This is a genomic window from Shewanella metallivivens (genome assembly GCF_028750675.1).
Lineage (GTDB): Bacteria > Pseudomonadota > Gammaproteobacteria > Enterobacterales > Shewanellaceae > Shewanella > Shewanella metallivivens.
Genome location: NZ_JAQQPZ010000006.1, coordinates 73,428 through 92,236, shown reverse-complemented (window position 1 = coordinate 92,236; position 18,809 = coordinate 73,428). Strand labels below are relative to the sequence as shown.

Genomic DNA, 18,809 nt, shown 5'->3' with positions numbered 1-18,809 from the left:
CTGCGATTGAATATTCATCATAAAGATAAATTAATCCAACCTAGCATGCCTATCTTCAACCCAACTCGTGTAATATGTGGCGCAATTCTACCAGCTCTTTAGTCGGTGTGACAGGGCTAGAATCGAATATTTGTCATAAATCCCATTAATTTTCTTTGAAGTGACTGAGTCTCTGGGGGCTGTTTGAGCAAAAAATTATTTAAATCAGGTCTGATTGTCAGTGTTATGACCCTGATTTCGCGAGTATTAGGTTTAGTTCGCGACGTAGTCATTGCCAACTTAATGGGTGCAGGTAGCAGCGCAGATGTATTTTTCTTTGCGAATAAAATTCCTAACTTTTTAAGACGATTATTTGCTGAAGGTGCTTTTGCTCAAGCCTTTGTACCCGTTTTAACCGAATATCAAGAAAAAATGACGCCAGAGGATACGCGGGAGCTGATCGGTAAAGTAGCTGGTACTTTGGGCTTGTTGGTGACGATTGTGACGTTGTTTGGCGTCATTTGCTCGCCAGTGTTAGCAGCACTTTTTGGCGGTGGCTGGTTTTTAGACTGGTTAAATGATGGCCCCAATGCTGAAAAATTTGAGCTGGCCTCATTAATGCTCAAAATTACTTTTCCGTATTTATGGTTTATTACTTTTACCGCTCTGGCGGGCTCGATTTTAAATACCCGTGGGCGCTTCGCTGTGTCAGCATTTACACCAGTGTTTTTAAATGTCGCCATTATTTCGGTCGCGATGTGGTATGCCCATACTCTAGAAAATCCTGAAATTGGTTTAGCCTGGGGGGTATTTACTGGCGGTTTGATTCAGTTTTTATTTCAAATCCCTTTCTTAATTCGCGAAAAAGCACTAGTCAAACCCTCTTGGGGATGGAATCACCCTGGCGTTGTCAAAATTCGCACTTTAATGGTGCCGGCCTTATTTGGCGTATCGGTCTCACAAATCAATTTATTATTCGACACGTTTATTGCGAGCTTTTTAATGACGGGCTCGATTAGTTGGTTGTATTACGCTGACAGATTACTCGAATTTCCTTTAGGGCTGTTTGGTATTGCCATCGCGACTGTCATTTTGCCAGCATTATCGCAAAAGCATGTGAATGCAGAGGGGTCAGGTTTCAATCAAACAATGGATTGGGGCGTTAAAGCCATTTTGCTGTTAGGCACGCCAGCAATGCTTGGGTTAATAGTATTAGCAAAGCCGATGTTGATGGTGTTATTTATGCGCGGCGCATTTAGCATTAATGATGTTGAAATGGCGTCGTACAGCTTGGTTGCTTATGGTTGTGGACTGTTAAGCTTTATGATGATTAAGGTACTTGCGCCGGGCTATTATTCGCGCCAAGACACCAAAACCCCAGTCAAATACGGGATTATAGCCATGGTGAGTAACATGGGGTTTAACTTAATATTTGCTATACCGTTTGGGTATGTGGGGTTAGCGCTGGCAACATCATTGTCTGCATTGTTAAATGCCAGTTTATTGTATCGTGGTCTTCATCGTGCAGGAGTGTACAAAATGAGCCGACAAACGCTTTTCTTTACCGCTAAAGTGATTGTGGCCACAGCAATAATGACAATGATGATTATCTATTTTATGCCGCAAATAAATGAATGGCTGCAATGGCATACATTTGAACGTATGGTGATGCTTGTAGAGTTAATTGTCGGCGGTGCCTTTGTATATTTATTGAGTTTACTTGTGATGGGCGTTCGACCTTGGAAAATAAAACGTCAATCAACGTCAAACTGATATTGGCATTGATAAACGACAAGCCGAGTTAGCCATAAAACGAGTGGAATTATATGAGGTGGAAACTCGCATCTGACATTGGTTTGGGTATATAATCTGCCGATTTACAATTGGCAGTAATTGAGCGTAATGGAATTAATCCGCGGTATACACAATATTTTACCTTCTCATCATGGTTGCGTATTAACCATCGGGAATTTTGACGGTGTCCATCGTGGTCATGCCCAAGTGATAAGCAATTTAGTGAATAAGGCGCATCACTTTCAATTGCCTGCCACTGTAATGACTTTTGAGCCGCAGCCACAAGAACGGTTTCGTGGCGCCGATGCTCCAGCTCGCTTAAGCCTTTTACGTGACAAAATTCGGTTACTCGACGAGCTAAAAATCGAACAATTGTTGTGTATAAACTTTACTGCCGCTTTTGCCAATCAACCCGCTGAAGTATTTATTGAAGATTTACTGGTTAAAAAACTCGGTGTTAAATATCTGGTTGTCGGTGATGATTTTTGCTTTGGTAAAGGTCGTGTCGGCAATTTTAATATGTTGGTTGCTGCGGGTAAAAAGTTTGGCTTTACTGTGGTGAGCACGCAAAGTTTTATGGTGGGCTCACTTAGAGTCAGTTCTACTGCAGTGAGAGAGCAGCTTGCATTAGGCAACCTAGAGCAAGCTAGACGCTTATTAGGGCATCCTTTCATACTCAGCGGTCGTGTTGCTCACGGGCAAAAAATTGGCCGCACTATTGGATTTCCTACTGCCAATATTGCGTTAAAAAGAAATGTGGTTCCGGTGCGCGGCGTGTTTGCCGTTCGCTTATATTGGGATGACAGTGATATTTATGAAGGTGTTGCTAATGTGGGTTTTAGACCAACAGTGAATGGGCAAACCTGTCGATTAGAAGTTCACTTGTTTGATTTTTCCGGTGATTTATACGGTAAACGAGTGGAAGTCGAGTTAGTAGCAAAAATCCGTGATGAACAACCTTTTGAGTCATTGGATGCGCTAAAAAAACAAATTTTAAATGATGCAAACGAAGCTCGCGCTTTGTTTAGCAACGATGCTAGCTGAAACTAATCAGCTTTAATAACGGTATGGGATCAATGAGCGACTATAAATTTACTTTGAATTTGCCGGAAACAGAGTTTCCGATGCGCGGTAATTTGGCAAATCGCGAGCCAGAAATGTTAACTCGCTGGACGCAAGATGGACTGTACCAACAGATCCGTGACAGCCGTACTGGCCGTAAACCTTTCATTTTGCACGACGGCCCTCCATACGCTAATGGCAGCATTCATATTGGTCACTCTGTAAATAAAATTCTAAAAGACATTATTATTAAGTCAAAAACCATGTCAGGTTTTGACGCACCTTATATTCCAGGTTGGGACTGTCATGGTTTACCTATTGAGCTCAAAGTAGAGCAAAAAGTAGGTAAGCCAGGGGTTAAAATCTCTGCGGCAGAATTTCGCGAAGAATGTCGCAAATATGCTGCAACTCAAGTCGAAGGTCAGCGTGACGACTTTATTCGCCTTGGGGTATTAGGCGATTGGCAAAATCCGTATTTAACCATGGATTTTTCAACTGAAGCGAATATCGTTCGTTCATTGGCAAAAGTGATTGACAGTGGTCATTTGCATAAAGGCGTTAAGCCAGTGCATTGGTGTACCGACTGTGGCTCTGCATTAGCTGAAGCAGAAGTTGAATATGAAGATAAAACTTCACCTGCAATCGATGTCGCTTTTGTTGCTGTAGACAGTGCAGCCGTGGCAGCTAAATTTGGTGTTGAACACTATGCCAAACCAGTTTCAATGGCTATTTGGACCACCACGCCGTGGACTCTCCCTGCTAACCGCGCGTTATCACTTAGCCCTGAGTTAGATTACAGCCTGGTTGAATTTACCAAAGAAGGTGAAACAACCACATTGGTTTTAGCACAAGTGTTAGTCGAGTCTTGTCTTGAGCGTTATGGTGCAGAGTCACATATTATTTTAGGTGAAGTGAAAGGTGCAGAGCTTGAGCTTATGCGCTTTAATCACCCATTCTACGCATTCGACGTCCCAGCTATTTTAGGCGACCACGTTACAACGGATGCGGGTACTGGTATTGTTCATACCGCACCTGGCCATGGTCAAGACGACTTTGTGGTTGGTCAAAAGTATGGTTTAGAAGTGGCAAACCCTGTTGGCGATAATGGCGTTTACAAGCCTGATACAGAATTCTTTGCCGGCCAGCATGTATTTAAAGCCAATGCGAATGTGGTTGAATTACTTGAAGAGAAAGGCGCGTTATTATTGCATGTGCCTTATCGTCATAGTTACCCACATTGCTGGCGTCACAAAACCCCGATTATTTTTCGTGCAACGCCACAATGGTTTATCTCTATGGATAACCATGGGTTACGTTCGCAAGCATTGAAAGAAATTGAACAAACGCAATGGATCCCAGATTGGGGTCAAAGCCGTATCGAAAAAATGGTTGAAAACCGCCCAGATTGGTGTATTTCACGTCAGCGTACCTGGGGTGTACCAATTACTTTATTTGTACATCGCGAAACTGAAGAGTTACACCCAGACAGCGTGTCACTGATGGAACGTGTTGCACACCGTATTGAGCAACAAGGTATTCAAGCTTGGTGGGATCTTGATGTAAGCGAGCTACTCGGTGATGAAGCTGATAAGTATCGTAAAGTCACTGACACCTTAGACGTATGGTATGACTCTGGCTCAACCTTCTCATCAGTGGTTGCTGCGCGCCCTGAATTTCATGGTCATGAAGTTGATTTATACTTAGAAGGTAGCGATCAACACCGTGGTTGGTTTATGTCGTCGCTAATGATTTCAACAGCGATGAACGGTAAAGCACCTTATAAACAAGTACTGACCCATGGTTTTACCGTTGATGGTAAAGGCCGCAAGATGTCAAAGTCTGTGGGTAACGTGATTGCACCTTTGCAAGTGACCAATAAACTCGGCGCTGACATTTTACGTTTATGGGTTGCCGCAACCGATTACAGCGGTGAAATGACGGTATCTGACGAAATTTTAAATCGTAGTGCTGATGCATACCGCCGTATTCGTAACACTGCGCGTTTCTTGTTGGCAAACTTGAGCGGGTTCAATCCAGAAACTGACATGATTGCGTCAGAAGACATGGTGGCGTTAGACCGTTGGGTTGTTCGCCGTGCAGCAGCGTTACAAAAAGAAATCATCGAAGCATATGATCAATATAACTTCCACCAGGTGACTCAAAAACTGATGCAGTTCTGTTCAGTTGAGTTAGGTAGTTTTTATCTAGATATCATTAAGGATCGCCAATATACCGCTAAGCAAGAAGGGCATGCGCGTCGTAGTTGCCAGTCTGCGTTATTCCATATTGCGGAAGCAATGGTACGTTGGATGACGCCTATCCTTAGCTTTACAGCTGACGAAGTGTGGCAGTTATTACCGGGTAAACGTGAAAAGTACGTATTCACTCAAGAATGGTACCAAGGTCTAGATGCTGTCACCTTAGACACAGATTTAAGCGACGACTATTGGGCTAACCTGTTAGAGGTTCGTAACGAAGTAAACAAAGTACTTGAGCAAGCACGTCGTGATAAGCGTATTGGTGGTTCATTAGAAGCAGAAGTGACATTATTTGCTGATGCTGATTTAGCAGCGCAGTTAGCCAAAATAGGCGATGAGCTTCGTTTTGTATTATTGACTTCTAAAGCGGCTGTTGCAGACATATCACTCGCCGGTGATGACGCAATTGAAACTGAACTTAGTTCACTTAAATTAGTGGTTAGCAAAAGTGATGCGCACAAGTGCGAGCGTTGCTGGCACTACCGTGAAGAAGTTGGCACCATTGAAGCTCACCCAACATTGTGTCAACGCTGTGTGACCAATATTGAAGGTGAAGGCGAACAACGCGAATTCGCTTAAGGAAGCATTAATAATGAGTTCTGTGCCATTAACTTGGAAAGACAGTGGCTTGCGTTGGTATTGGGTAGCTGCATTGGTGTTTTTAGCCGATCAGCTATCTAAGCAATGGGTACTGACTAACTTCGAATTGTATGATTCGGTTAATCTACTGCCATTTTTTAACTTCACCTACGTAAGAAATTACGGTGCAGCGTTCAGTTTCTTGAGCGACGCTGGTGGCTGGCAGCGTTGGCTATTCACCGTTATTGCGGTGGGTTTCAGTACCTTATTAACCATTTGGCTACGTAAACAGTCGCACACTATGTGGCGCAGTAATTTAGCTTTTACTCTTGTCATTGGTGGTGCATTAGGTAATTTAGTCGATCGCTTAATGCATGGCTTTGTCGTGGATTTTATTGATTTTTACTGGAAAACTAGCCATTACCCAGCTTTTAATATCGCCGATGCCGGCATTTTTGTTGGTGCAATATTAATTATTTGGGAATCGTTTAAACCAGAAGCCAAAGCGTCAGAGGAGCAATCTCACCGTGAATGATTTATCTAAACACGATAGCCATGCGCTTGTATGCCATATGAATATCGTGCTTGAAGACGGCTCAACAGCCGATAGCACTAAAGCGTCGGGTAAACCTGCTCGTTTAAATATTGGTGATAATAGTTTAAGCCCTGCATTTGAAGCTCAACTTAAAGGCTTGAAAGAAGGTGATAAACACCAATTTACTCTAGCGCCACAAGATGCGTTTGGTGAGTCTAATCCTGATGCAATCCATTATATGGACCGAAGTCGTTTTCCGGCGGACATGAAACTTGAAACAGGCGTGATTGTGAGCTTCGCAGGTCCTGGAGGTAGTGAGATCCCAGGGGTTGTGCGTGACACGGCAGGTGATTCTATTACCGTAGATTTAAATCATCCGCTCGCAGGACACACGATTACATTTGAGCTTGAAGTGGTCAGTGTTATAACGGAATAAAAGGCTGAATATGTTGAAAGTTGATCCTACGTCTCCTGAGCTAAGCATTTTGTTGGCTAACCCGCGAGGGTTTTGCGCGGGAGTAGACCGTGCAATAAGCATTGTTGAGCGTGCATTAGAGCTATTTGAACCACCTATCTATGTGCGTCATGAAGTGGTGCATAATCGTTATGTGGTTGAAAACTTAAAACAGCGCGGAGCCATTTTTGTTGATGAACTTGAGCAAGTACCCGATAACAGTATTGTCATTTTCAGTGCCCATGGTGTGTCTCAAGCGGTAAGAAAAGAAGCTAAAGTACGTGGGCTTAAGGTGTTTGATGCAACATGTCCTTTAGTGACTAAAGTGCATTTACAAGTGACACGTGCGAGCCGTAAAGGTATTGAATGCATCTTGATTGGCCACGAAGGTCACCCTGAAGTTGAAGGCACAATGGGCCAATATGATAACCCCAATGGTGGCGTTTATCTTATTGAATCACCAGAAGATGTCGAAAGGTTGAAAGTGAATAATCCAGACAATCTGTGCTTTGTTACCCAGACAACGCTATCAGTTGATGACACTTTAGATATTATCGAAGCCTTACAAAAACGTTTTCCTTCAATTGAAGGACCTCGTAAAGATGATATTTGTTACGCAACTCAAAATCGTCAAGATGCTGTACGCAGCATGTCTGCTGACGTTGATTTATTGATTGTTGTGGGGTCTAAAAACAGTTCTAACTCTAATCGGTTACGTGAACTCGCTGAAAAAACAGGTACGCAATCTTATTTGGTTGATACCGCAGCAGATGTTGAAGCGATTTGGTTTGATAATGTGAGCAAAGTGGCCGTAACTGCAGGTGCTTCAGCTCCTGAAGTATTGGTTCAACAAGTTGTTAATGCCATTGCTACATTAGCGCCAAGTGTTATTACCGAAGTTGAAGGCCGAAAAGAAGATACCGTTTTTGCTGTTCCTGCAGAATTAAGATAGTTAATTGATTGATCTAAAATGATAAACCCGCAGCTACAGTTAGTTGCGGGTTTTTTGTACTTGTGTGATAAACAGAGTATAATACTGATTAATTGTTACGGATAAGATAACTGTGTGAATTTATTGTAACTTTATAAATCAGTGTAAATATTTATTGTTACTCCTTTCTGATTACTTTTAGCTCGGCTATGATTATCTATGGCTCAAAGTAATTGTAAGTGTGTTATTTTAAGGTAAGACCAAGATTTAATTATCTTTTCATGGAGGTTTGGCTTAATGTCATCAAAAAGGAATGGATTTTCCTTAATCGAAGTAATGGTTTCACTAGTTATTCTGGTGATAGGCCTTATTGGCATTTTTAACCTGCATCTCGTCGCCAAAAAAGGCAGTTTTGAGTCCTTTCAACAAACCCAAGCCTCATATTACGCTAACGATATTATCAACCGTATGCGCATCAACAGTAGCGAACTCGCTAATTATGCTGGTACCTATACCGGTTCATCTATTTCATCCGCCAAAGCCTGTGATGTCGATGTTGGTGTAAATACTATATGTACAAATGCCGAAACTAGAAATTGGGATCTATTTCAATGGGAACGAGCATTTGCTGGTGAAAGTGAAAAATCATCCGATAACACTAATGTAGGTGGACTCGACTCTGCTACGGCTTGTATCAGCATTGTAGGGACGGATGTTACTGTTGTGATGACTTGGAAAGGTGTGCGAGCGACCTCAGACGGTACAGATGGCCAGTCTACTTTTATAAGAAGTTGTGGCAGTAGTAGTGATAGACGGCGTGCATTAGCCGTTAATACGGCGATTATAAGATGATAAAAGTATCAAAACAGCAACAAGGCATGTCACTCGTTGAGTTAATGGTGGCGATGTTGATCAGTTTGTTTTTAACGGCTGGTCTTTTTACCATGTTCAGTATGTCATCGAGTAACGTCACCACAACGAGTCAGTTCAATCAATTACAAGAAAACGGCCGTATTGCTTTGGCTATCATGGAGCGTGATTTAAGCCAGTTAGGTTTTATGGGGGATATTACCGGTACTGATTTTGTTATTGGAACCAATACGACTATCTCGGCCACAGCTGTTACTGCAGATTGTGTTGGCGCAGGCTTGAATAATGCGAGTTTTCCTAATCTCCAACCTTCACATTTTCGTCGTTTATGGGGATATGAACAAGGAGTGAGTACTGAAACATTAGCTTGCGTTTCTCCCAATACCAACACTGATGTTATCCAAATAAAACGTTTGATTGGTCCACCAGCCACAACCTTAACATCTACTCGCTACTACGCTGCGACGGAATCGAGTGAAATTGTGTTTTTTGACGGCAGTGGTGCGGCTCCCGTTTTATTAAATAGTAGAGTATGGGAATACCAGCATCATGTTTATTTTATTCGTGATGACGGAACAATTCCCGTATTAAGGCGGCGTACATTATCAATCAATAATGGCATGAACAATGAAGAACAGCTTGTAGAAGGCATTGAAAATATGCGTATTTTATATGGGTTTGACAGTGATGGTGACGGTACTGCGGATAGTTATATGCCAGCACAAAATGTCACCACTCTCATGTGGGACAACGAACTGTTTCAACGTTTAGTCGCGCTAAGAGTATTTTTATTGGTTCGTGCAAATGAAGAAGATCAAAGTTATAAGAATGATAATACCTATGAATTAGGTGACAAAACAATAGGCCCTCTGAATGACAAATATCGTCGTAAAGTGGTGTCGAGTACAATAATTTTAGAAAACCCTATATTAATAAACCTTTAGTTTCATATGGCGTTATAACGTGAAGTGTTGCTCTGTTAATTTAAGAAGGTGTTAACAATGATTACATCGCAAAAAAAACAGCAAGGTATAGTGTTGTTTTTTTCATTAATTGTCTTAGTGCTGATGACCTTAATTGGCGTGGCATTAGCAGTTAATTCAACTCAGTCATTAAGAATGGCAGGTGCCGGTTCTGAACGAATTGAAGCTGTTGCGTCAGCTAAAGGTGCTCAGGACAAGGTTATTTCGGCCAATACTGGAACAACATTGACGACAATGACAGTCGCATCAACAACGGTTGATGCGGCACTCGGAGTATCAAGCACTATGACTCCGTTGAATGCTGGCGATGTGAGTTGCAAACGCAGTGCAACAGCAAGTTCTGGCAATCTAATCAGTTGCCGTCGAGTTGAAGTTTCTAGTGCTGCAACATTTGGACGCAGCGATATGGGATTAGTTACCGTAGTCGCGGGCATTGAACAAGAAGTGTTAACTGGGAGTTAGTCATGTTTATAAAACAATTATCATACACATTGCTGTTTGCAATATTGGCTTACTCGTCCATCAGCTTCGCCGATGATACTGAGCTATACGTTTTTGAGTCTACAGCGCGTTCAGGCTCAAAACCTCAGGTACTGATTATTTTTGATGTTTCAGGAAGTATGGGCTCGACTTTTTATACAGATGACCCCTATGAACGTGGCAATGAAAATGTCAATTCTAGTGGGCGATTGAAGAAGGATACCAAACTATTTTTTTCGCGCAGCACCAGCAATGTGCCGTTAGCATCAAGCAACCAATATTATTTAAATGAGATTAATGGCTGTAATACCGCCGAAGGTTATTTAGAAGACTATGGCATGTTCACCGGCTACATACGTGAGCATAAGTATATTGGTGAAAATGGTGAGTGGTCAGAACTGCCATTAACCGATGGCACAAGCATTCAATATACAGATTGTTACGAAGATATTGCCGAAAGAGATTATATCAACCGTGCAGCAACTAATGGTTTTCCTGTCGATGGCTTAGGTACATCTGCAGTTCCTCAACGGCATACGCCGATTAACGGATCGTCTACTACCGCTGAAGTCGATGCCGCAATAGAAAAAGCCCTTTTGACTAACTTTGGAATTGGCCAGCCTGTAACTCTGTTTACTGAAAAATATGTAAATTGGTATCATAGTACAAAATCGAAACACAATTATTCGAGAATAGAAGTCGCAAGGCGTGTTATTGAAGACACTATCGTAACAACGCCAAGTGTTGACTTTGGGTTGTCTGTATTTAACTTCGATGATGGTGGACGTATTGTCTATGGCATTACGACTAATAATGAGACAAATAAACCGAATTTACTGTCTACGATTAGTTCACTTACTGCAACAACTTGGACACCATTATGCGAAACCCTTTATGAGGCTTATCGATACTTTTCAGGTGGTGGCGTTTATTTCGGTAATGATGACCCAAGTAGAACACCTTTGCGAGACACTTCAATAGAATCTGGTGGCAGTTATATTTCTCCATTTGTGGGTAAGGTTTGCCAAGATAAAGCTTATGTTATTTATATAACCGATGGAGAGCCAACTAGAGATGATGGCGCAGATAATTTAGTTAAAGCTCTTTCTGGTGTTTCTAATTCAGATAAATACTCTGGCAGCTACTTACCTGCTCTTGCTGGTTGGTTAAACACTAATGATGTCAATACGGGCCTTGATGGAACCCAAACTGTATCGACTTACACGATCGGTTTTGGTGAAGATGCAGATTCAGTCGCAGATCTTTTACAAGAAACGGCTGCCCGTGGTGGTGGCGATACCTATACTGCTTCCGATGCGGAAAAATTACAAGAAGCATTGCAAACGATTTTCTCTAATATTTTAGAGACCAACTCTACGTTTACTTCCCCTTCAATTGCCAGTAATAACTTTGATAGAACCCAAACCCTAGACTCAGTTTATTATGCGATGTTTTTACCTAATGAAGGCCCACGTTGGGTGGGTAACTTGAAAAAGTTCAAGGTGACGGGCAGCGGAGATGTTGTCGATAAAAATGGCAACGATGCCATTGGTGATGATGGTAATTTAGCCTCTTCAGCTTGCTCGTTTTGGACATCAAATTCTGTATGTAGCTCAACGAGTGGTGGCGGTGATGGTAATAATGTTGAAGTCGGTGGTGCACTAACCCAACTTCAAAACACTTCAAGTCGAACCTTATATGGTAATTTTGGTAGTGATGGCTCAATCGAAGAGTTTACTAAATCAAATGCAGCTTCGAGTCCTGGGATCACGAGTGAAAATGAATTAGCCATTTTTATGGGGGTCGATAAGTCTGAATTAACCGAATTATTCGATTGGGCAAAGGGCATTGATGTGGATGATGAGGATAATGATAATTCAACCTCTGACAAACGTGCTGATATTATGGGCGATCCGCTTCACTCTAAGCCTCTTGCAATCAATTACGGTACTGATGGCTCACCAGATATCCGCATTTTATTGGGAACCAATGCCGGCTTTTTGCACATGTTTAAAGACAACGGTGATACGGTTGAGGAATCTTGGGCCTTTATGCCGCAAGAGTTATTGCCAAACCTTCGTGAACTCAGGGCTAACGTGCCAACAGGTATTCACTCTGTTTATGGTATGGACAGTTCGCCAGTGGCTTATGTAGAGCGTAATGCATCAGGGGCCGTCGATAAAGCATGGTTATTTGTGGGTATGCGTCGTGGTGGTAAATCTTATTATGCGCTAAATATTACTAATCCTGATTCTCCCCAATTTATGTGGAAAGTGGATCCAAGCTCTGCTGGTATGAGTGATATGGGGCAATCTTGGGCTGAGCCTGTAGTGACGCTTATTCCTGGGGTTCCTGCCGGTAATACTTCATCGGCAAGTGCTACACCAGTAGTGATTATCGGTGGGGGTTACAATCCTTCAAATAAAGATGGTGCCAGTGTAGGAACGGATGACACAACAGCGCGTAGTGTATATATTTTAAATGCTGCAACAGGCGCTTTAGTCCATCAATTTGGCGCTGCATCTGGTTCTAATAAAACCCAACTGCCAGGTATTGTAGACAGTATTCCAAATAGCGTTGCAATATTAGACAGTAATAATGATAACTTGACCGATAGAATATATGCCACTGATACAGGGGCTAATGTGTGGCGTATGGATTTACCTAGCGCTTCTGCAACTGACTCAACTAACCCTTGGACGGCATTTAAATTTGCTAGCTTGGGCGGCTCGACCCAAGCCACAGACAGACGCTTTTTTGCTGAGCCTGCGGTTGCTCAGACTGTATTTACTAATATCTCTCAAGTTTCTGTAACCGATGCTTCAAACAATACGACAACCAGTATAACGTATCAGAATATTCCTTATGATGCTGTCACTGTGGGTTCGGGTAATAGACCACATCCTTTAGATACTACTCGATCTGATAAGTTTTTTGTGTTGCAAGATCGAAATGTGGTGACAAAATCATTTACTGGTGCAACAGGTCGTGAAATCCCTGCTGCGCTCGAGTTATCAAATCTTTATAATGTGTCGTCAGCAGCGCCGACAACAGAAGCTGAAAATATTGCATTTGGCGCTAAGCGAGGTTGGTACTATAACTTTGGATCTAGCGGTGAAAAAAGCCTATCAGCTTCAACCATTATTCAAGGAAGGGTTTACTTTACCTCTTATGTACCAGGCAGTATCACTTCTGCAAATCAATGTTTAGCCTATGGTGAAGGCCGATTATATGGCTTTGATTTACACAAAGGCACACGTTCGTATACCCAAGAATACTTAACCATGGGTGCAAGAGTACCCGATACACCGCAATTAGTAATACCTGATAACGGTTCATCTGACAGCTATATGTACTTAATTGGTGTTGGTTCAGCTACTGACGACATGGTTAAAGTCGATGGTCCGGATGATGGCTGTGCTGATGGTGATAATAAGTGTATTGGTGGTGGTTTAGGTGTTAATAGAATTTATTATCATATTGATGAGTAGGGACGAGTAAAACTAATGATAAAGCAACAAGGATTTACCTTAATTGAAGTGATGATCACCGTGGTTATTGTCGGTATTCTCGCCTCTATTGCCTACCCAAGCTACACACAGTTTGTTGCAAAAGGTGCTAGAGGTGATGGTTTAGCTGGAGTGATGCATGTCGCTAATTTGCAGGAGCAGTATTATTTAGACCATCGTAGTTTTACCACGGATATGACTAAGTTAGGGCTTTCGGCCGACCCTTGGATCGTAGAAAATACTTATTATAAAGTCGACACCACATTAAGTGGTGATGATTACACCGTCACCGCTACCGCTGTGGGGGTTCAAGCTACTCGTGACAGTGCTTGCGCTGCAATATCGTTAACTTCAACAGGCACCAAATCACCTACGGAGTGTTGGAAATGAACATAATTACATCTCTTACTGCTTTGTTAGCATTATTGTTATCAATGAATGCTATAGCTGAAGAATCGACATCTGGTAAAACAACATACGTCACGTATAAATGCCATATAGAAACACCCAATGGGCCAAATATTGCAGTATTTTCATGGGATCCTAAGCTACTGATTGAGGAGCAAAGTGCGTTATTGGCTGAATATGTACCAACAATTTCTAATGAGCGATTAATCGTGAAAAGAATTGTTGAATGCCTCACTGAAGATAAGGTGTTTAAAGACGCTTTAGTTCGTGAGCTTGATGATGCGCGTACTTACTAGGTAAAAAGATAGCAATAGCTATTTAATAAAGGATACAGGCTTACCATTGGTAAGCCTTTTAACTGCACGTTACTGTGGTTGTTACTTTAGAAATACGTCCTGATGAGTTCATGCTTATTGCTTCAGAAGCACTGCTGTCAGCAGCCCCCGGACAATATCTAAATATACCACTGTTGCCATTAGTCACCATGCCGTCAGGGTTAAAACTATATCGAGTTAGATCAGATTTAATTGTGTCGTTACTATTAAACGCATCAACTTTACGCAATACTGTATCTGCAATGCCGTTCGTGGTATCCATGGTTCCAACATTACCATTATCAATAAACACGCTAAAACCTTGAGACCAATCGCTACCACATGACGTTGATGTCATTGGGCAAATTGACACTCTACTGCCATAACTAACTGCTTGGCTGCGCGCAAATACAAATGATGATTCAATAGTACTAATGGCACTTCTAGCTCTAATACCTTCATATAACGAATTGAATGAGGGAGCTGCAACCGCCAGAAGGATAGCTGCTACAGTAACCGTAACCATCACCTCGACTAAGGTAAAACCTGACTGTAATTGTTTCATGTGTGTATCCTCAACTATATAAAGAAGAGTATAACGAAGCACAGCACGAATTACAGTGTTTAATTGGTTATTTATTGTCTAGCGGCGCAGTCATTTCATAATATCGATCTCACTATTAACTAAAGACAAAACAAAAAGTTAGTTTGGCTTACATTTAATATTTTTCTTCTTGGACATTCTTGCTCGCCCTGCTTGGTTAACAATCACCGCTTTTGAATATTGACTGTCAATGGTGCTAGGGCAATAGGTCAGGGTGCCATTAGTGCCAGAGGCAAGGCCATCTGCTTGAAATCTAACAGCTGCTCGGTTGTAACCCACAAAATCGTTGTCGTTAAATGCTGAGGTTTGCTGTAGTAATCTATCGTTTGCATCAAGTTGATTCTTTGTACCACGATCAATAAATACGCTGAGACCAATTCGCCAGTCAGAAGTACATTTGTTATCGACAATCGGACAGACTGTGACTCTCGTGCCATAGCTTATCGCCATGTTACGGGCAAATTGGATGGTCTGTTGTATGACTTTAATACTGCTCTTCGCTCGAGTATGTTCGTGTATTTCAGTAAAAGAGGGGATTGCAATAAGTGACATCAACATAATAATTAACGTAGTTACGATGAGTTCGATAAGGCCAAAACCTTTTGTGAATGTTGAGCGAGTCATAGTTACTTTTCCCTAAATAAGTAGGCAGCATCCTGCAGTGGGTTAAATAGTATAGAAAATGAACAATTCTTTTGCTGTGAAATATCTTTTTCTAAATACGCAAAATAGCAGCGACATTTTGTTGTGGTTTCAAGTAAGATATTTGCAGGAAGTTTGGTAGCTATAAACGTCAACAATGACATACGTTTAACCAACAATTTTGCCGATGACAGGAGTATGTAATGAAAAAAGTCGAAGCCATTATTAAACCGTTTAAACTTGATGATGTGCGTGAGTCACTCGCTGAGATTGGTATCACAGGTATGACTGTGTCTGAGGTGAAGGGATTTGGACGTCAAAAAGGCCACACTGAACTGTATCGTGGCGCAGAATACATGGTCGATTTTTTACCTAAAGTGAAAATTGAGCTTGTGATCCAAGATGATCTATTAGAACGTGCTATCGATGTGATTGTTGATACTGCACGGACAGGAAAGATTGGTGACGGTAAGATATTTGTTACCGATGTAGAGCGAGTAATCCGTATTCGTACCGGTGAAGAAAACGACGAAGCAGTATAAGGCCCATCAGGGCCTTTTTTTATGTGTGCTCAATGAGTGAAGTAATGTTTGGTTGGGGGATTTATGCAACAAAGAATTGTTATCGTTGGTGGTGGGGCCGCTGGTTTGGCATTAGCGTCAAAATTAGGGCGTAAGTTTGGTAACAATTCTTTGGTCGATATCAGTTTAGTTGATAAAAATACCGTACACATTTGGAAGCCCAAATTACATGAGGTAGCGGTAGGGGTTATTGATCAATCGATTGAAGGATTACAATACCGTGATCATGGCCTTAAAAATGGTTATCGCTATATCCGTGGTGCCATTGAGCAATGCGATCCAATTGCAAAGACAATTCAATTAGCGCCTGTCTTTAATGATGAAGGTGAACAAATCATTGCAGAGCGTCACATTGCTTATGACACCTTAGTATTGGCGTTAGGAGGTGTTTCAAATAGCTTTAATACTCCGGGCGCAGAAAAACACTGCATCTTTTTAGATAGCCTCGACAGTGCAAACGTATTCCACCACAAATTGATGGATGCTTTACTGCAACTCAATGAAACCCAGGATCAACTTAGCATTGGTATCGTTGGTGCTGGAGCAACTGGGGTCGAGCTATCTGCTGAACTTCATCATGTTATTGAGTCCGTTAAAGAGTACGGCTATCAAAATATTAGCAAAGATCATTTAGACATTAACCTTATCGAAGCCTCAAACAAAATTTTGCCGCAACTGCCAGAGCAAGTAAGCGCTAGAGCACAAACTGTACTATCAAAGCTAGGGGTTAAACTGCACTTAGGTGTTCAGGTTAAAGAAGTGACTAAAGAAGGGTTTGTCACATCAACAGGTGATGTGATAAAAGCTAATATTAAAGTGTGGGCTGCTGGCGTTAAAGGGCCAAAAGTATTCGAGAGCTTCACTCAACTTCCTGTAACACCGCGTAATCAAATTGATGTTGATGAGTGCATGCGGGTTAAAGGGCTCAGTGATATCTATGCGCTAGGCGATTGTGCACAGCTAATATTGCCATCAGGTAAACCGGTTCCACCTCGCGCCCAAGCCGCTGCTCAAATGGCCGACCGCCTTTATGCTAACCTGTGTTTAAAAATGAAATCACAACCCGAAAAGCCATTTGAATATAAAGACTATGGCTCTTTAGTTTCATTAAGCCGTTTTTCTGCCGTAGGCAATTTAATGGGTAACTTACGCTCAGGGGATTTTTTCGTAGAAGGACATGTAGCACGGCTTATGTATATCTCGTTATATCAACGTCACTTAGCCAGTTTATATGGTTGGTTTTCAGCTTCAGTGTACCGTATCGCCCAAAAGTTGCTGCGTTGGCAGCGACCTAAGCTTAAATTGCATTAGCGCGGTTTTGTTTCGTTAATGGCTTTATATTGCATAATAAAACAGCGTTTAATGATGATAAGTGCAATTTAATCTAAATGTACTTGAATTTAAGATTGAACTTGGTAGTTTCAGTTATTAATGAGTTGTTAACTCTCGTATAGACTTGAAGCTGTACGTATGTCAAAGAAGATAATCAGTGCCTCAGGGAGCCAAGATGCAAAACCAAATTACGTTATTAGAACAAACTAAACATGGTGATTTAAAGCTGACACCAAGCGACTATTCACATGTGGCAGAGCAACATATCGTACCCGTTACTCTACATGAGATCAGCCGTGCAGCGACAGAATATCCAATTGTGTTTGTTAAAAATAGCGACACCAATGAATTCCAATCAGTTGCAATGCTAGGGTTAAAGCCAGGCCAAAATTTAAGTGTTAAAGACGGCAAATGGCAAGGTTTGTATATTCCTGCTGTAGTACGCGATTACCCACTTGGGTTAGTACTTAACCCTGATGTAAAAGATAAAGTATGGATTGGTATTCGTGAAGAGGCGAAAGAGGTTAGCAAAACTGACGGTCAACCATTATTTGTCGATGGTAAAGAAACGCCATTATTAGAAACGCGTAAAAAGGCCTTGATTAGTCACTATGAACAAGACCAAGCCACACGCGGTATTTTAGGCTTTTTAAATGAAAAAGGTTTATTGATCAACCAAACATTAACGGTCGATGTTGCAGGTGAGAAGCGCAATATCAATGGGCTGTATGTTATTGATGAAGCAAAACTAAATGAATTAAGTGACGAAGCGTTTTTAGACTTAAAAAAACGCGGCTTATTAGGCCCAATCTTCGGTCATTTAGGTTCGTTAAACCAAGTGAACCGTCTTGCTCGAGTTGAAATGCAGGGAAAATAACCCGTTAGCTTATTAAACTCAAAACTAAGGCACTCTACTGAGTGCCTTTTTTATATTTTCAATGAGATAACTTGTATGAGTATTTAATGCACTTAAACTTTAGATACAAAAAAGCCACTCAATGAGTGGCTTTTTTGTTTTTTATGGTGCCGGCACCAAGAGTCGAACTCGGGACCTACTGATTACAAGTCAGTTGCTCTACCAACTGAGCTATGCCGGCTAAATTGTGGTGCCCGAACCCGGAATCGAACCAGGGACACGAGGATTTTCAATCCTCTGCTCTACCGACTGAGCTATTCGGGCAACTAAACTAAGCGTTAGTTTACTACTTCAAACTAGGGACTAACTTGGTCATCAGTGCCTGTCTCGTCTGGAGTGCGCACATAATATAGTGATGGTTTTTATCGTGCAAGTGCTTTTTAAAAGTTTTTCATCGTTCGGCTAGTTAATGTGCAAACTGCTGTAATTTTATCTGCTTTTGTTGGTTTTTAGCCCAAAAGCACACATTTATTTGTACAAGTGAAAGCAAAGCTTGGCAAATACAGTATTTATTAATATCCATAATGGCTAAATTAACTGCAATTATACACAGCAATAACCATCACTATTTGACTCAA

At 41.6% G+C, this 18,809-nt stretch carries 17 protein-coding genes and 2 tRNA genes; 15 read left to right on the top strand and 4 right to left on the bottom strand.

Annotation, left to right across the window (positions count from 1 at the left end):
* Positions 1-183: 183 nt before the first annotated feature.
* From murJ to PQR79_RS09755, 12 genes are all read left to right on the top strand, one after another.
* Positions 184-1,752, top strand: coding sequence for a murein biosynthesis integral membrane protein MurJ (gene murJ / locus PQR79_RS09810; protein WP_238102659.1), 1,569 nt, complete (start codon positions 184-186; stop codon positions 1,750-1,752).
* A 129-nt stretch (positions 1,753-1,881) separates the two neighbouring features.
* Positions 1,882-2,817 carry a bifunctional riboflavin kinase/FAD synthetase gene (ribF, locus tag PQR79_RS09805; RefSeq protein ID WP_238102660.1) on the top strand — a complete coding sequence of 312 codons (936 nt, stop codon included), beginning with the start codon at positions 1,882-1,884 and terminating at the stop codon, positions 2,815-2,817.
* Positions 2,818-2,849: 32 nt separating this feature from the next.
* Complete coding sequence (gene ileS / locus PQR79_RS09800; protein WP_238102661.1) at positions 2,850-5,672, top strand: isoleucine--tRNA ligase; 2,823 nt, start codon at positions 2,850-2,852, stop codon at positions 5,670-5,672.
* 22 nt (positions 5,673-5,694) lie between these two features.
* Positions 5,695-6,207 carry a signal peptidase II gene (gene lspA / locus PQR79_RS09795; RefSeq protein WP_238102974.1) on the top strand — a complete coding sequence of 171 codons (513 nt, stop codon included), beginning with the start codon at positions 5,695-5,697 and terminating at the stop codon, positions 6,205-6,207.
* Positions 6,200-6,643 (top strand): FKBP-type peptidyl-prolyl cis-trans isomerase, encoded by a 444-nt coding sequence (fkpB, locus tag PQR79_RS09790; protein ID WP_274408466.1) that lies wholly within the window; start codon positions 6,200-6,202, stop codon positions 6,641-6,643. Before lspA ends, fkpB begins: the two co-directional genes overlap by 8 nt.
* Before the next feature lie 10 nt (positions 6,644-6,653).
* Complete coding sequence (ispH, locus tag PQR79_RS09785) at positions 6,654-7,613, top strand: 4-hydroxy-3-methylbut-2-enyl diphosphate reductase (RefSeq protein ID WP_238102662.1); 960 nt, start codon at positions 6,654-6,656, stop codon at positions 7,611-7,613.
* Positions 7,614-7,889: 276 nt separating this feature from the next.
* On the top strand, positions 7,890-8,444 hold the full coding sequence (gene pilV / locus PQR79_RS09780) for a type IV pilus modification protein PilV (protein WP_238102663.1): 555 nt from the start codon (positions 7,890-7,892) through the stop codon (positions 8,442-8,444).
* The gene (locus PQR79_RS09775; protein ID WP_238102664.1) at positions 8,441-9,406 is read left to right on the top strand and encodes a PilW family protein; all 966 of its coding nucleotides are present in this window, start codon (positions 8,441-8,443) and stop codon (positions 9,404-9,406) included. The genes pilV and PQR79_RS09775 overlap by 4 nt, the downstream gene beginning before the upstream one ends.
* Before the next feature lie 57 nt (positions 9,407-9,463).
* On the top strand, positions 9,464-9,907 hold the full coding sequence (locus PQR79_RS09770) for a pilus assembly PilX family protein (RefSeq protein ID WP_238102665.1): 444 nt from the start codon (positions 9,464-9,466) through the stop codon (positions 9,905-9,907).
* A gap of 2 nt (positions 9,908-9,909) precedes the next feature.
* A complete protein-coding gene (locus PQR79_RS09765; protein WP_238102666.1) occupies positions 9,910-13,416 on the top strand; it encodes a pilus assembly protein in 3,507 nt (1,168 codons plus the stop codon).
* A gap of 15 nt (positions 13,417-13,431) precedes the next feature.
* Positions 13,432-13,824, top strand: coding sequence for a type IV pilin protein (locus PQR79_RS09760; protein WP_238102667.1), 393 nt, complete (start codon positions 13,432-13,434; stop codon positions 13,822-13,824).
* Positions 13,821-14,138, top strand: a complete 318-nt coding sequence (locus PQR79_RS09755; RefSeq protein WP_238102668.1) for a TapY2 family type IVa secretion system protein — start codon at positions 13,821-13,823, stop codon at positions 14,136-14,138. Before PQR79_RS09760 ends, PQR79_RS09755 begins: the two co-directional genes overlap by 4 nt.
* Before the next feature lie 58 nt (positions 14,139-14,196).
* Here the strand turns inward: PQR79_RS09755 and PQR79_RS09750 are convergent, their stop codons facing one another.
* On the bottom strand, positions 14,197-14,721 hold the full coding sequence (locus PQR79_RS09750) for a GspH/FimT family pseudopilin (protein ID WP_238102669.1): 525 nt from the start codon (positions 14,719-14,721) through the stop codon (positions 14,197-14,199).
* Between the two features lie 138 nt (positions 14,722-14,859).
* Entirely contained in the window at positions 14,860-15,384 is a 525-nt protein-coding gene (locus PQR79_RS09745) for a GspH/FimT family pseudopilin (protein ID WP_238102670.1), read from the bottom strand.
* A gap of 221 nt (positions 15,385-15,605) precedes the next feature.
* Between PQR79_RS09745 and glnB the strand changes: the two genes are divergently transcribed.
* From glnB to PQR79_RS09730, 3 genes are all read left to right on the top strand, one after another.
* Positions 15,606-15,944, top strand: coding sequence for a nitrogen regulatory protein P-II (glnB, locus tag PQR79_RS09740; RefSeq protein ID WP_238102671.1), 339 nt, complete (start codon positions 15,606-15,608; stop codon positions 15,942-15,944).
* Positions 15,945-16,007: 63 nt separating this feature from the next.
* Positions 16,008-17,294, top strand: a complete 1,287-nt coding sequence (locus tag PQR79_RS09735; RefSeq protein WP_238102672.1) for an NAD(P)/FAD-dependent oxidoreductase — start codon at positions 16,008-16,010, stop codon at positions 17,292-17,294.
* A 196-nt stretch (positions 17,295-17,490) separates the two neighbouring features.
* Positions 17,491-18,192, top strand: coding sequence for a SapC family protein (locus tag PQR79_RS09730; protein ID WP_238102673.1), 702 nt, complete (start codon positions 17,491-17,493; stop codon positions 18,190-18,192).
* A gap of 144 nt (positions 18,193-18,336) precedes the next feature.
* Here the strand turns inward: PQR79_RS09730 and PQR79_RS09725 are convergent.
* Positions 18,337-18,412 (bottom strand) — tRNA-Thr (locus tag PQR79_RS09725).
* A gap of 7 nt (positions 18,413-18,419) precedes the next feature.
* A tRNA-Phe gene (locus PQR79_RS09720) sits at positions 18,420-18,495 on the bottom strand.
* Positions 18,496-18,809: the final 314 nt, after the last annotated feature.

Excerpts from the sequence above, each read along its gene's own strand:
- ribF (WP_238102660.1), top strand. The coding sequence starts at position 1,882 with ATGGAATTAATCCGCGGTATACACAATATTTTACCTTCTCATCATGGT.
- ileS (WP_238102661.1), top strand. The coding sequence starts at position 2,850 with ATGAGCGACTATAAATTTACTTTGAATTTGCCGGAAACAGAGTTTCCG.
- ispH (WP_238102662.1), top strand. The coding sequence starts at position 6,654 with ATGTTGAAAGTTGATCCTACGTCTCCTGAGCTAAGCATTTTGTTGGCT.
- pilV (WP_238102663.1), top strand. The coding sequence starts at position 7,890 with ATGTCATCAAAAAGGAATGGATTTTCCTTAATCGAAGTAATGGTTTCA.
- PQR79_RS09775 (WP_238102664.1), top strand. The coding sequence starts at position 8,441 with ATGATAAAAGTATCAAAACAGCAACAAGGCATGTCACTCGTTGAGTTA.
- PQR79_RS09770 (WP_238102665.1), top strand. The coding sequence starts at position 9,464 with ATGATTACATCGCAAAAAAAACAGCAAGGTATAGTGTTGTTTTTTTCA.
- PQR79_RS09765 (WP_238102666.1), top strand. The coding sequence starts at position 9,910 with ATGTTTATAAAACAATTATCATACACATTGCTGTTTGCAATATTGGCT.
- PQR79_RS09760 (WP_238102667.1), top strand. The coding sequence starts at position 13,432 with ATGATAAAGCAACAAGGATTTACCTTAATTGAAGTGATGATCACCGTG.
- PQR79_RS09755 (WP_238102668.1), top strand. The coding sequence starts at position 13,821 with ATGAACATAATTACATCTCTTACTGCTTTGTTAGCATTATTGTTATCA.
- PQR79_RS09750 (WP_238102669.1), bottom strand. The coding sequence starts at position 14,721 with ATGAAACAATTACAGTCAGGTTTTACCTTAGTCGAGGTGATGGTTACG.
- PQR79_RS09745 (WP_238102670.1), bottom strand. The coding sequence starts at position 15,384 with ATGACTCGCTCAACATTCACAAAAGGTTTTGGCCTTATCGAACTCATC.
- glnB (WP_238102671.1), top strand. The coding sequence starts at position 15,606 with ATGAAAAAAGTCGAAGCCATTATTAAACCGTTTAAACTTGATGATGTG.
- PQR79_RS09735 (WP_238102672.1), top strand. The coding sequence starts at position 16,008 with ATGCAACAAAGAATTGTTATCGTTGGTGGTGGGGCCGCTGGTTTGGCA.
- PQR79_RS09730 (WP_238102673.1), top strand. The coding sequence starts at position 17,491 with ATGCAAAACCAAATTACGTTATTAGAACAAACTAAACATGGTGATTTA.